Origin of the sequence: Agrobacterium sp. D14 (genome assembly GCF_001526505.1) — a bacterium.
Classification (GTDB): Bacteria; Pseudomonadota; Alphaproteobacteria; order Rhizobiales; family Rhizobiaceae; genus Agrobacterium; species Agrobacterium leguminum.
Window position 1 is genome coordinate 1 of record NZ_ASXX01000005.1, and the last position, 13,394, is coordinate 13,394.

Below are 13,394 nucleotides of genomic sequence, written 5' to 3' on the forward strand. Positions count from 1 at the left end.
GCGGGCGACATAGGAATAGTGCGAGGAGAAGCCGAATTTCTCCACCGTCTCGGCCGCCACCCGGTCCACATGCTGCCTGAATTCCAGCGGGGTCACCAGAAGAATGTCCGCGAGCGCCTGTTTCACATTGCCGAGCGGCATGGGGATGATGACGAGGCAGACCAGCGCCAGCACGGCCGGGTCGATATAGGGTGCGAGCCATGCCTGCGACGTTCCCGTGAGCCCGTAACCCACGGCGAAGGCGACGAAGAGCGCCATGCTCAGAAGCGCGCTCATCAGCCAGCTTTTGGCGTCCAGCGCCACGAAGGCGGATTTCAGCCGGCGGTTCTGCCGTTTGACGAACCATGCCATGGCGAGCGAGACGGCGAAGCTGACGAAGGTGACGACGATGGCGTAATCGAACTCGATCGATCTGCCGCCATCCATCAGGCTGTCGACGGCATTGATGAGGGCGTAGATCGCCGCCCCCATCAGGAGCGTGCCGTTAAGCCCGAGCACCATCGGCTCCAGATGCCAGAAGCCCATGGTGAAACGCTCCACCAGCCGGCCGCCGGGCTTGGGCGCGGCGGAAGCGGCGATCAGCCGCGCGACAAGCAGCGCCAGCACCGTCATGAAAGCATCCGTCAGCGCATAGACACCATCGAAAACCACGGCGAAGGAGCCGGAGAACAGGCCTGCGCCGATGCCGAAGAGCGCCAGCATAACCGTGACGGCGATGGAGAATTTGAGCAGGGATTGTTCTGTCATGACGTGTATTTTACCTTCAAAACCGGACGCGACCTTCCTCGAAGCGTTTTCGCTTTTCCTTGAATCGCGAAAGGGCTCTAACTCTTTGTTTTTTAGCATTTCCAGGCGGAAAACCGGGGTCCACTTTTCCTGGAAATACTCTATAAACAGCACATTGAGCACTCACAAGACAGGACAAAACCCATGGATCTCGGCATTTCCGGCAAACGCGCCCTCGTTCTCGCCTCCTCTCGCGGCCTTGGGCTGGGCATTGCCACCGCGCTGGCGAAAGAAGGCGCACATGTCCTTCTTGTCGGCAGAAGCGGCGAAAAGCTGGAGGCGAATTGCAAGGCGATCAATGCGCTCGGCAAGGGCAAGGCCGACTGGGTCTGGGGCGATCTGGCCGAGGACAATTTCGTCGAGGCCATGGTTCAGGCCGTCAAGGAAAAGCTCGGCGGTATCGATATTCTCGTCAACAACACCGGCGGCCCGACGCCGGGCCTTGCGCAGGAGATAACGGCCGACAAGCTGGATACCTTCTTCCAGTCGATGGTGATGCGCGTCATCACGCTTACCAATGCGCTTTTGCCGCAGATGAAGGAACAGGGTTTCGGCCGCATCCTGACTGTCGCCTCCTCCGGCGTGTTTGAGCCGATCGCCAATCTGGCGCTGTCCAATACGCTGCGCGGCGCACTGGTCGGCTGGAGCAAGACGCTATCCTCCGAAGTGGCCGGTTTCGGCATCACCTCCAACCTGCTGCTGCCCGGCCGTATCCATACCGACCGCATCGATGAACTCGATGGCGCCAACGCCAAGCGTCTGGGCAAAAGCGTCGAGGAAATTCGCGAGGCTTCCGTCAAGAGCATTCCGGCCGGCCGCCTTGGCACGGTGGAGGAATTCGCCGCCGCCGGCGCTTTCCTCTGCTCGGTGCCGGCAAGCTACATCACCGGCACGATGCTGCGGGTGGATGGCGGCGCGGCGAAGTCGAATTAAGGCCGCGACGGCGCGTTATCAAACGGGCGCATCGTGGATGACGAAGCGGTTCCGCCCCGTATTCTTGGCCCGATAAAGCGCCTTATCCGCCCGACGCAGCGCTTCCGCGGCGCAATCGCCGGGGCGCACGAAGGCAATGCCCGCCGAACAGGTGTAACGGAAATCCGGGACCTGTTCGAGCGGCGAGGCTTCCCGCAGCGACGCAAACAGGGCTTCGACGACGCTTTCGGCGTTGTGCATTCGCGCGCCGCTCAGCCCCAGCAGAAACTCCTCGCCGCCGATACGCCCGATGAGATCGTCGCGACCGGCGGCGGCGCATAGTTTTTCGGCGAAATGTTTCAGCACCCTGTCGCCCGATGCATGGCCGAAGCGATCGTTGATACTCTTGAAATGATCGATATCGAGCAGCACCAGAGCCAGCGCCTGCGCCTTGTGGGGACCGAGGCTGTGACCCAGATTGTCCATCAGGTAACGGCGATTGCCGAGCCCCGTCAACTCGTCGCAGAGGGCGGATTTGAGCGCCCTGTCGCGCTCCTGCCTGAGGTCGCGAAGCTCTATGCCGAGTTCGGAAATATCGGTGATGACGCACAGCATCCAGCCGCCCGGCAAAGTCGTTTCCGTCGTCAATACCCAGCGCCCGTCATTAAGGCTGGTCTCGATGGTGCGGAAAGGCAGCTTGCCGCGCCTCGTCCTGGCGGAGCGCAACCAGACTTCGAAGTCGGAAGTCTCGATTGCGGTGCCGGTGGAGTTGCCGTAGCCGCTGCGCATCAACTCGACCCAGCTTGGAAATTCATCCGGCGCGACATCCAGCGCCTTGCGGAAGGCCGCATTCGCAAAACACAGCCTGTCCTCGCCATCGAACAGCGCATAACCCTGCTGCGATGCCTCAAGAAGGTTCATGAGCTGACGGTTGAAAACGCCGGCATCGCCCCGAACGAGGCCGGGATGATCCGGCGATACATTGTCGAAGTTGGAACTGGTCGTCTTGCGGGACATAGAGTTTTCCAGATGACAAAGCGACAGGCAAAACCGAAGGGAGCGTTGAGTTAAACCCTTATCGTCGGGCTCCGCCAGTACAAAAAACAATGCGTGCGCGCCTGCTGCCATTGCGCCGTTCCACGGCAGCGGCTTCGTTACCAGCATAGCCGCAAACCCCTAAGAACATTGTCAAAAAACTGCCGCGTTCTTTCACGAGTGCGGAGGCGGATCGTTTACCATCTTCCCTCCCCGGCAGACGCTGCCGTCAATCTGCGAAAAACGGCGGGGGAAAAGCTTGCCATTCCATCGGGCCTGTGCAATCAACCGCCCTCCTCTGACATCGGGGTGCCAAAGGCATCCCTTATTTTCACGCCGGGCCGCCTTTCAGGCCGGGCGGGTGTTTCTATCGGCAACAAGGATATGGCGATGACGCAAAAGCGGGCTCTCGGCCTCGATTTCGGCACGACCAACACGGTCATGGCTCTTTCCGACACGGGCGGCGCCAGCCGTTCCATGCGCTTCACCAGCAGCGCGGGCACGGATGACAGCATGCGCACGGCGCTCTCCTTCATGAAGGATGCCGGCCTTGGTGCGGCCGCCCTGCATGTGGAAGCCGGCCATGCCGCCATCCGGCAATTCATCGACAATGCCGGCGACTGCCGTTTCCTGCAATCGATCAAGACATTCGCGGCCTCGCCGCTGTTTCAGGGCACGCTGATCTTCGCCAAGCGCCAGAGCTTCGAGGATCTGATGGACGTGTTCCTGCGCAAGCTGAAGACCTATGCGGGCGAGGAATGGCCGGGGGACGTCTCCACCGTCATCGCCGGCCGGCCGGTGCGTTTCGCCGGCAGCAATCCGGATGAAACGCTGGCGCTCGCCCGTTACAACGAGGCGCTCACCCGCGCCGGTTTCCCGGAAATCCACTATGTCTACGAGCCGGTGGCGGCCGCCTATTATTTCGCCCAGAGCCTGAAGAAGGACGCCAATGTGCTGGTGGCGGATTTCGGCGGCGGCACGACGGACTATTCGCTGATCCGCTTCGAAACCCATGCCGGCAAGCTTTCCGCCACCCCCATCGGCCATTCCGGCGTCGGCGTGGCTGGCGATCATTTCGACTTCCGCATGATCGACAATCTGGTCTCGCCGGAAATCGGCAAGGGCAGCAAGTTCAAGAGCTTCGACAAGGTGCTGGACGTGCCCTCCGGCTATTACGTGAATTTCGGCCGCTGGAACCAGCTGTCGATCTTCAAGACCTCGAAGGAATTCACCGACCTCAAATCGCTGGTGCGCTCGGCGCTGGAGCCGGAAAAGCTCGAACTCTTCATCGATCTGGTCGAACATGACGAGGGTTATCCGCTCTATCAGGCGATTTCCGCCACCAAGATGGCGCTCTCTTCGGCGGAAGAAGCGGAATTCAACTTCGCGCCGTTGGGCAAGGCCGGCCGCAAGATGGTGAAGCGCAGCGATTTCAACAACTGGATCGCCGAAGACCTCGCCAAGATAGAAGAAGCGCTCGACGAGGTTCTGGAAAAGACGAAAGTCGCGCCCGATGCCATCGACAAGGTGTTCCTGACCGGCGGCACCTCCTTCGTGCCGGCGGTTCGGGAGCTTTTCACCCGCCGTTTCGACGCGGACCGCATCGAAAGCGGCGGCGAGTTGCTCTCGATTGCCCATGGTCTGGCCATGATCGGCGAAAGCGGCGACATTCAGCGCTGGACAGTGTGATTTGCGGGTTCCCCGGGCGGGGAACATGGGGTAATTTCCGCCCATGATCGCCGCTCATGACCTCTCCCCGGCCGAACTCGCCGCCCTCCTGCATTTCCATGCGGATGCGGGCGTGGACTGGTTGCTGGAGGACCAGCCGGTCGATCGTTTCGCCGAATTTGCCGCCGCCCGCCCGGCCCGATCCGCGCCTGCGCAGGAGGCCGCAGCAGCTTCACGCCAGATGGAAAGGCCGGCGGACCGCCGTGCCGATGCGCCTCAGCGGCAGGCGGCGACGCGCAGCGCCCCGGCGCGCGGCGCACCGGCGGCCCCCGCCATTCAGCAGAATGTCGCCATGCCGGACGAGCAGGCCGTGGCGGCGGCGCGTTTCGCGGCCGAAAGCGCGCGGTCGCTTGCCGAGCTGAAAACCGCGCTCGACGGTTTCAGCGGCTGCAACCTCAAGAACAGCGCGCGCAATACGATTTTTACCGAAGGCGACCCCGCCTCCGCCATCATGGTCATCGGCCCGATGCCGGATGCCGATGACGACCGCGAAGGCCTGCCCTTCGCCGGCAAGACCGGGCTGTTGCTCGACCGCATGCTGGCAGCCATCGGGCTTGAGCGCAGTACCATCATGCTCGGCAATGTCGTGCCCTGGCGGCCGCCAGGCAACCGCCCGCCGACTCAGGCCGAAATGGATATCTGCCGCCCCTTCATCGAGCGTCAGATCGCCCTTGCGGAGCCGAAACACCTGTTGCTTCTCGGCAACTTTACCGCACGTTTCTTCTTTGGCGGCGCCGGCACGATCCATACGCTGCGCGGACAGTGGCGTGATGTCGCAGCCGGACACCTGATTTTGCCCGCTTTGGCCAGCCTGCATCCGCAGGAACTTTTGAATGCGCCGGCCAGCAAGTCATTGGCATGGCAGGATTTATTGGCTTTTCAGGCAAAGATTGCCGAAGGCTGATTGCCTTATTCTTGCTCAATGTAAATGAATTATGAAAAAAGCCATGCACAATGCGCATAACAGCGGCGCATTTGCTCAGCTTGCCGAATCCATGCTGCGCTGCGATATAGGCCTCATGTCTTGGGAGGAATAGGTTTAAGGAACCAAGGCAATGACCACTCGCTTCCGTCCGGTACATTCCGGCTTTGAAACGCTCCGCCTGGCGGGCCTCGGCCCTCGCTCCAGTCAGGGCTACCATCGTTTCGGCGCTGCCGCAAACGAACAGATGACCGCACGCGCTGCCATGCAGCAGGTCCGCGTGACGCGTCCCTCGGCAGTCTTCGCGGATTTCCGCGAGCGCTGAGAAGCACTCAGGCCAGTCTAGCGCTGGTCCACAGATATGATTGCGCGCTGGCGTCTTTCTTCGGGAAGGCGCCTTTTGCTTTTGTGGTTTTTTTACGAAAGGCTGCGACGAAGTCTTGAACCGAGTCACAAGGTTGTAGTGCGCGCCCAGCCGCCCCTTCTTCCGTTAACGCCGGTTGAGACGAAAAACGGCACTCTCAATCTTGTCTTCCACCATGCGTCATCCAATCCGTCATTCCGGCCTTGAGCCGGAATCCAGCCAGCCCAAGTCCTTGGGCTGAAAAGACTCTTCTCGCCGCGTGAGAGCCGCGTCGGCTGGATCCCGGCTCAAGGTCGGGATGACGGAGGAGAAGCATTTTTCGTGAAATTCGGTGGTTGAGAATGCCGCGCGCTTGTCCTGGAAACAGGCAAGACGCGCGGATTTGGGTTCCCTCACCCCTGCGGCGTCGAGGCCTTGCGGGCCGCCCGTCTTGCCAGGCCCAGCTGATGCTCGCGGAAGATGATGAAGATGCCGGCGAGGATAACGATCGCCGTGCCGATCAGCATCGTCACCGTGGGAATATCTCCGAACAGAATGTAGGAGACCGCGATGCCGAAGATGATGGAGCTGTATTCGAAGGGCGCGATGACCGAGACTTCGGCGTGCCGATAACTCTCCGTCAGGAAGATTTGCGCAACCCCGCCGCAGATGCCGCTGGTGATCAGCAGCATGGCCTGCGTCATGCTCAACGCGCTCCAGCCGAAGGGCACGCTGACAAGCGACAGCAGGGTGGCGGTGAGCGAAAAATAGAGCACGATGGTCGGCGTCTTTTCCGTTTCCACCAGTTGCCGCACCTGGATCATCGCCAGACCGCCGAGCGCCGCACCGCACAATACGGCTATGGCCCCCAGCCCCTCGCCCGCGGCAAAACCACCTTCCCTCAGTAGCGTCATCTTCGGCCAGAGAATCACCAGCACGCCCGTCATGCCGACGAAGACCGCGCTCCAGCGATAGATGCGCACCTTTTCATGCAGGATGACGGCGGCAAAAACGACCGCGAGAAGCGGCGAGGCATAACCGATGGCGATGAATTCCGGCAGCGGCAGCATGGTCAGCCCGTAAAAGCCGCAGGCCATGGACAGGATGCCCAGAAAACCGCGCTTGAAATGGCCGAAAAGATTATTGGTGTGCAGCGCGCTGGTCAGCGCATGCAGCCACGCCAGATAGACGACAATCGGGAGAATGGCGAAAGCGGAGCGAAAAAAGGTGATCTGGCCGGCAGGCACATCGCCTGCGGCCTTGATACAGGTCTGCATGACAAGAAAAAAGCCGACCGAAATCAGCTTCAGGCTAATCCCGCGAAAGGGATTCATCGGTTCGGCGTTCATTGGCAACTACTCATATCGGCTGCGCAAACACGCCATCGGGAGATTTTTCATGCGGGGAAGACGACGCAGGGGAATTGGATTTGTGCAAGGCTAGAGCATTCCCCCGGCGCTTTACAACAAAAAATGTGATTTACCCGTGAATTCCGTTGATTTGGGGAGGGATTGTTTTCGCGGCTGCGGAAATGATGCAAACCAAAAGCGACGCGCGCTAAAATTTGAAGAAAATAAAATATAATTTCAGCAATCGTTCAACATTTGCTGCCATGGTCCACAGGTCCGGCGGCGGGAGGATTGTCTGCATGGCCGGCAAAGCCTTCCATGGCGGGACAGAACGTCCTCCGACGCGCACATGAACGTGACGAATATTCTACCCATTTTACATCCGGGCCTTATGACGACATGATGCCGGGAAGACCACGCAAAGTTATTCAGGGACAGTCATGCGAACAGACACGGGCCAGATCGTTCACCTGGCAGATTACCGCCCCACCGATTTCGTTCTGGAGCGGGTGGATCTCACCTTCGAACTCGACCCCAAGAATACCAAGGTCGAAGCCCGTCTGATCTTTCACCGGCGCGAAGGCGCTGAGCGGCAGGCGCCGCTGGTTCTGGATGGCGACGAGCTGAAGCTTTCCAGCCTGCTGCTCGACCAGGTGGAACTTCCCGCCGGTCAATATGAGGCGACGCCGGAGAGCCTGACCATCCGCGACCTGCCGGCGGAGGCGCCCTTCGAAATCTGCGTCACCAATTACATCAATCCGCAGGTCAATACGCAGCTGATGGGGCTCTACCGCACCAATGGCGTCTATTGCACCCAATGCGAGGCGGAAGGTTTCCGCCGCATCACCTATTTCCCCGACCGCCCGGATGTTCTGGCGCCCTATACGGTGACGATCATCGCGGCGAAGGACGGCAATCCCCTGCTGCTCTCGAACGGCAATTTCCTCGGCGGCGGCAATTACGATGAAGGCCGTCACTTTGCGGCATGGTTCGATCCGCATCCGAAACCAAGCTACCTCTTCGCGCTTGTCGCCGGCGATCTCGGCGTGGTGGAAGACACATTCACCACCATGTCCGGCCGCGATGTGGCGCTGAAAATCTACGTCGAGCACGGCAAGGAGCCGCGTGCGGCCTATGCCATGGACGCGCTGAAGCGTTCGATGAAGTGGGACGAAGAGCGCTTCGGCCGCGAATACGACCTCGATATTTTCATGATCGTCGCCGTGTCGGACTTCAACATGGGCGCGATGGAGAACAAGGGTCTCAACGTCTTCAACGACAAATTCGTGCTGGCCGACCCGGAAACCGCCTCCGACGCTGACTACGCCAATATCGAGCGCATCATCGCGCATGAATATTTCCACAACTGGACCGGCAACCGCATCACCTGCCGCGACTGGTTCCAGCTCTGCCTGAAGGAAGGCCTGACGGTCTATCGCGATCAGGAATTTTCCGCCGACATGCGCTCACGCCCGGTCAAGCGCATCGCCGATGTGCGTCACCTGAAATCGGAGCAGTTTCCCGAGGATTCCGGCCCGCTGGCGCATCCGCCGCGCCCCGATACCTATCGCGAAATCAACAATTTCTACACAACGACCGTTTATGAAAAGGGCGCCGAAGTCACCCGCATGATCGCCACGATCCTCGGCGCGGACGACTTCAAAAAGGGCATGGACCTCTATTTCGAGCGCCATGACGGCGAAGCCGCAACCGTCGAGGATTTCGTCAAGAGCTTCGCGGACGCCAGCGGCCGTGACCTTTCGCAATTTTCGCTGTGGTACACCGAAGCGGGCACGCCGCTCGTCTCCGTCTCCTCGGCTTATGATGCGGGCAAGTCCACATTCAAACTCACTCTGGAACAGACGACCGCGCCGACGCCCGGCCAGCCGGTGAAACAGCCGCGTCACATTCCCCTGTCGCTGGCGCTGATCCTCGATAACGGCCAGATCGCCGAGCCTCAGGCTGTCGAAGGCGGCGACTATCGCGATGGCGTGCTACACCTGACCGAACGCAACCAGACTTTCTCCTTCTCCGGCATTTCCTCGCGGCCGGTGCTGTCGATCAATCGCAGCTTCTCAGCGCCGATCAATCTGGATTTCGAGCAGAATGCGGCCGATCTGGTGCAGATCGCCCGGCATGAGACGGATATGTTCGCGCGCTTCCAGGCGCTGACCGATCTTGCCCTGCCGGCGCTGATTGCCGCCACCAGGGCCGTGCAGAATGGCAAGGACGTTCAAACGGATGCGGAACTGACCGCAACGCTTATCGAAATCATCGGCAACGACGCCCTTGAGCCCGCCTTCCGGGCGCAGGCGCTGGCCTTGCCGAGCGAGACGGATATCGCCCGCGAAATGGGCGGCGACAACGATCCGGACGCCATCCACAAGGCGCGCAACGCCACCATCAAGGCCATTGCGACGGCCGGGCTCGAAACGCTGCGGCGGCTTGCCGACAGCACGGCTGACGGCGAGGCCTATAGCCCGGATGCGGCAAGTGCGGGACGCCGTTCGCTGCGCAACGGTGCGCTGACCTTCCTCGCCTTTGCCGAGGAAACGCCGGCCCGCGCGGCAAAGGCTTTTGCCGACGCCACCAACATGACCGATCTTGCGCATGCGCTCAGCGTCCTGACCCAGCGTTTCCCGGAAAGCACGGAAACAAAGGAAGCGCTTGCCGCCTTCGAAACACGCTTTGCCGACAATGCGCTGGTACTCGACAAGTGGTTCTCGCTGCAGGCCGCCATTCCGGGCGACGGTGCGCTCGACCGGATCAAGGCGCTCATGAAATCCAAACATTTCATCGCCACCAACCCGAACCGGGTACGCTCGCTCGTCGGCACGCTTGCCTTCGCCAACCCCACCGGCTTCCACCGTGCCGATGGCGCCGCCTACCGGTTCCTGGCCGAGCAGATCATCGCCATCGACAAGCGCAATCCGCAGCTTGCCGCCCGCATTCTCACTTCCATGCGCTCCTGGCGGTCGCTGGAGGCAAGCCGTGCCGAACACGCCAAGGCGGCGCTTTCGACCATCGCCGACGCCAAGGGGCTGTCGACGGATGTAAGCGATATCGTCGGGCGCATCCTGAAGGGCTGACCGCCCCGCCAAAACTCCGGACAATGCCGATACGCCGTCTTGATCGCCATCAAGGCGGCGTATTGCTTTGCGCGGCATGATGGTGCGCGAGAGGCCGGGAACGGCTGAAGACCGGAAAGGAATTTCAGATGACGGACATGTCCAGGACCAGCGCTTCGTTTCAACGCTTCATGACCGATGCTCCGGCCCACAAGGCGGCATGGTTTCAGGCCGTGCAGGGTCTAGGGGCGGCGTCCACGCTCGATGTGAAAACGCAGAGCCTGATCTATATCGGCATTCTTGCCGCCCTGCGTCTGGAAAGCGGTCTCGCCTTTCACGTGATGGAAGCCAAGGTGCGGGGCGCAAGCCGCGACGATATCATCAGTGCGGTGCTGACCGGTCTTCCCGCTGCGGGTAATGGCGTGATCAGCGCGCTTGGCCCGGCTCTCGACGCCTTCGACGGAGCATGAAGCCTGTTTCTCCCACGTTCCGCAACAACCGGATCGGATTGCCGGCTCACTGATTTCGTTCATAATTCCCGCCTCCGCCAAAGCGGAAACAGACCGTCCCGAAAAAATACGGAGTCGGTTCAAGGGGTTAAAATTCTTTTAACTTTTGCCTCTGGACACGGCGAATCGCATTTGATTCACTAGTCATATTCGAGCGGCGGCGCTTCGAATCACTGGGGACATCTTGAAGGCGGGACAATGACGAACGTGCGGCGGGCGACTGCGGGCGATGAGCGGCCGTATGCCAAATTTTCTGATCTTGCGGCCTGGGGCGAAAGGCTTTCCAGCGACCTGATGGGTTTGATGAATGGCTCCGACCGCCCGATGCCGCAGGTCGAGACCCTGCTGAAACGTCTCATTCCCATTCTCATCCTCGCCTTTCTCGTTGTCGTCGCGGCCTCGCGCATGCTGGGCATCGTCGCCGAATATAGCCGCATGGAAGAGGCCGCCCGCCATTCCACGGCGCTGACGGCGCTGACGGCCAAAGCAGCCCTTCTCAACAACGATACCGTCTTCACCGCGCAGGATCGTGCCCGCGCCGAAGCGAACCTCGTCGCGGCGCTGCCGTCGGGCAGCCTTGCCGACGGCACCATGGTGCTTCTTTCGGGCAGCAATGGCCGCATTTTCGCCGGCGCCGGCAAGGAAGCGATGCTTTATATCGGCACGTCGCTGCCGGCTTTGCTTCCGGAAATCGCCATCGTGCAGCGTTTCCCCGGCGCACCCGGCACCATCGAGACCAATATTGACGGCCAGCAGCATTATGCGACGATGATCCCCTTCGGCGACGATGGCGCGATGGTGATCGCGGCCCGCTCGCTGCAGCCGATCCGTTCTTTCTGGCGCAGCGAAATCGCCATGAACGTGACGCTGTTTGCCGGCATCTCCTCGATCCTGCTGGTCGTGCTCTATGCCTATTACATGCAGGTGAAGCGCGCCCGCGACGCCGACGATATCTTCGCCGAATCCAACCTGCGGGTCGAGACCGCGCTGTCTCGCGGCCGCTGCGGATTGTGGGATTTCGATCTTTCCAGCCGGCGCATGTTCTGGTCCGGTTCGCTTTACGAAATTCTCGGGCTGCCGCCGAAGGCCGCACCGCTGTCCTTCTCCGATGCCGCCCGCATGATGCATTCCGAAGACGGCAATCTCTATGAGCTTGCCCGCGCCGTCGGCTGCGGCAACCTGCGCCAGATCGATCAGATCTTCCGCATGCGCCATGCCAAGGGCCATTATGTCTGGCTGCGCGCCCGCGCCCAGGTCATCCGCACCAATAACGGCCCGCGCGTCATCGGCATCGCCATGGATGTGACCGAACAGCACCGCCTTGCACAACGCTACGCCGAAGCCGACCAGCGCCTTGCCGACGCCATCGAATCCACCTCGGAAGCCTTCGTGCTGTGGGACAAGAACGACCGTCTGGTGATGTGCAACACCCATTACCAGAAGGCCTATGGCCTGCCGGACAGCGTGCTGGTGGCAGGCACGGAAAAAAGCACCGTCTATGCCGCAGCCGCCCGCCCCGTCGTTGAACGTCGCGTTGCCGATCCGGACCAGTCCGGCCTGTCGCGCACCACCGAAGTGCAGCTGGCCGATGACCGCTGGCTGCAGATCAACGAACGCCGCACCCGCGATGGCGGCCTCGTCGCGGTCGGCACCGATATCACCCTTCTGAAGCGCCATCAGGAGCGCCTGCGCGATTCCGAACGCCGGCTGATGGCCACCATCGGCGATCTCTCCGCCTCGCAGCACAAGCTGGAGCGGCAGAAGACCGAGCTTTCCGACGCCAACGCCAATTACCTCGCCGAAAAAGAGCGCGCCCAGGCCGCCAACCGGGCGAAATCCGAATTCCTCGCCAATATGAGCCATGAGCTGCGCACGCCGCTCAACGCCATCCTCGGCTTTTCCGACATCCTGCAGAACGAGATGTTCGGACCGGTCGGCTCGCCGAAATATTCCGAATATGCCCGCGATATTCACGATAGCGGCAAACACCTGCTCAACGTCATCAACGATATTCTCGACATGTCAAAGATCGAGGCGGGCCATATGCGCATCAACCGCGAGACCATCGATCTCGCGCCGCTGATCGAGGAAACGCTGCGGCTGACCGCCATTCAGGCCGAGCAGAAGAACATCACCGTGCAGCAGAAGGTCTGCGCTGGGCTGACCATGCAGGGCGACCGCCGCGCCATGAAGCAGATCATGCTCAACCTGCTCTCCAACGCCGTGAAATTCACCGGCGACGGCGGCCGCATCGCGTTGCGCACCCATGTGCATCAGGCCGCGATGATCCTCACCATCGCAGACACCGGCATCGGCATTCCCGCCCAGGCGCTCAACAAGATCGGCCAGCCTTTCGAACAGGTGCAGAGCCAATATGCCAAGAGCCAGGGCGGCTCCGGCCTCGGGCTTGCGATTTCCCGCTCGCTCGTGAAGCTGCATGGCGGCACGATGAAAATCCGCTCGTGTGAGGGCCGTGGCACGGTGGTGACGATCATCATTCCGCATGCGGCGGGGTGCTGCGGGACGGTGCATTGAGGTGGCGTCGGATGCGCTGACTGTCCTGCAATATGGAAAGGTCGAGTGCGCGATACCCCCCTCTGCCCTGCCGGGCATCTCCCCCTCAAGGGGGGAGATCAGCTAGACGGATGCTCCCCGCCAAATTCGCAACATTTGAGATGATCGCACCGTTGCCGCATATCGATCTCCCCCCTTGAGGGGGAGATGCCCGGTAGGGCAGAGGGG

The 13,394-nt window shown here is 61.1% G+C and carries 10 protein-coding genes; 7 read left to right on the forward strand and 3 right to left on the reverse strand.

The features are described 5' to 3' along the window. Positions 1 to 747: cation diffusion facilitator family transporter (locus L901_RS04080; protein WP_059753750.1), on the reverse strand; the 747-nt coding region annotated here is incomplete at its 3' end. A gap of 183 nt (positions 748 to 930) precedes the next feature. Between L901_RS04080 and L901_RS04085 the strand changes: the two genes are divergently transcribed. After that, positions 931 to 1,719 carry an SDR family oxidoreductase gene (locus tag L901_RS04085; protein ID WP_059753753.1) on the forward strand — a complete coding sequence of 263 codons (789 nt, stop codon included), beginning with the start codon at positions 931 to 933 and terminating at the stop codon, positions 1,717 to 1,719. A gap of 18 nt (positions 1,720 to 1,737) precedes the next feature. Here L901_RS04085 and L901_RS04090 read toward each other — a convergent pair whose 3' ends face one another. Continuing rightward, the gene (locus tag L901_RS04090; RefSeq protein ID WP_059753756.1) at positions 1,738 to 2,715 is read right to left on the reverse strand and encodes a sensor domain-containing diguanylate cyclase; all 978 of its coding nucleotides are present in this window, start codon (positions 2,713 to 2,715) and stop codon (positions 1,738 to 1,740) included. A gap of 408 nt (positions 2,716 to 3,123) precedes the next feature. On the opposite strand from L901_RS04090, the gene L901_RS04095 reads away from it, so the two are divergent. The 3 genes from L901_RS04095 (at position 3,124) to L901_RS04105 (ending at position 5,708) form a co-directional block, all read left to right on the forward strand. Further along, positions 3,124 to 4,422 (forward strand): Hsp70 family protein, encoded by a 1,299-nt coding sequence (locus L901_RS04095; RefSeq protein WP_059753891.1) that lies wholly within the window; start codon positions 3,124 to 3,126, stop codon positions 4,420 to 4,422. Between the two features lie 43 nt (positions 4,423 to 4,465). Further along, positions 4,466 to 5,365, forward strand: coding sequence for a uracil-DNA glycosylase family protein (locus L901_RS04100; protein ID WP_059753757.1), 900 nt, complete (start codon positions 4,466 to 4,468; stop codon positions 5,363 to 5,365). Between the two features lie 151 nt (positions 5,366 to 5,516). After that, positions 5,517 to 5,708: a hypothetical protein gene (locus L901_RS04105; RefSeq protein WP_003509784.1), complete on the forward strand. Its 192-nt coding sequence runs from the start codon at positions 5,517 to 5,519 to the stop codon at positions 5,706 to 5,708. Positions 5,709 to 6,139: 431 nt separating this feature from the next. Here L901_RS04105 and L901_RS04115 read toward each other — a convergent pair whose 3' ends face one another. Further along, positions 6,140 to 7,075 (reverse strand): DMT family transporter, encoded by a 936-nt coding sequence (locus L901_RS04115; protein ID WP_059753763.1) that lies wholly within the window; start codon positions 7,073 to 7,075, stop codon positions 6,140 to 6,142. Positions 7,076 to 7,515: 440 nt separating this feature from the next. Between L901_RS04115 and pepN the strand changes: the two genes are divergently transcribed. The 3 genes from pepN (at position 7,516) to L901_RS04130 (ending at position 13,187) form a co-directional block, all read left to right on the forward strand. Then, positions 7,516 to 10,164 (forward strand): aminopeptidase N, encoded by a 2,649-nt coding sequence (pepN, locus tag L901_RS04120; RefSeq protein WP_059753765.1) that lies wholly within the window; start codon positions 7,516 to 7,518, stop codon positions 10,162 to 10,164. 128 nt (positions 10,165 to 10,292) lie between these two features. Next, positions 10,293 to 10,613, forward strand: coding sequence for a carboxymuconolactone decarboxylase family protein (locus L901_RS04125; protein WP_059753768.1), 321 nt, complete (start codon positions 10,293 to 10,295; stop codon positions 10,611 to 10,613). 237 nt (positions 10,614 to 10,850) lie between these two features. Then, positions 10,851 to 13,187, forward strand: a complete 2,337-nt coding sequence (locus L901_RS04130) for a PAS domain-containing sensor histidine kinase (RefSeq protein WP_059753770.1) — start codon at positions 10,851 to 10,853, stop codon at positions 13,185 to 13,187. Positions 13,188 to 13,394 lie beyond the last annotated feature (207 nt).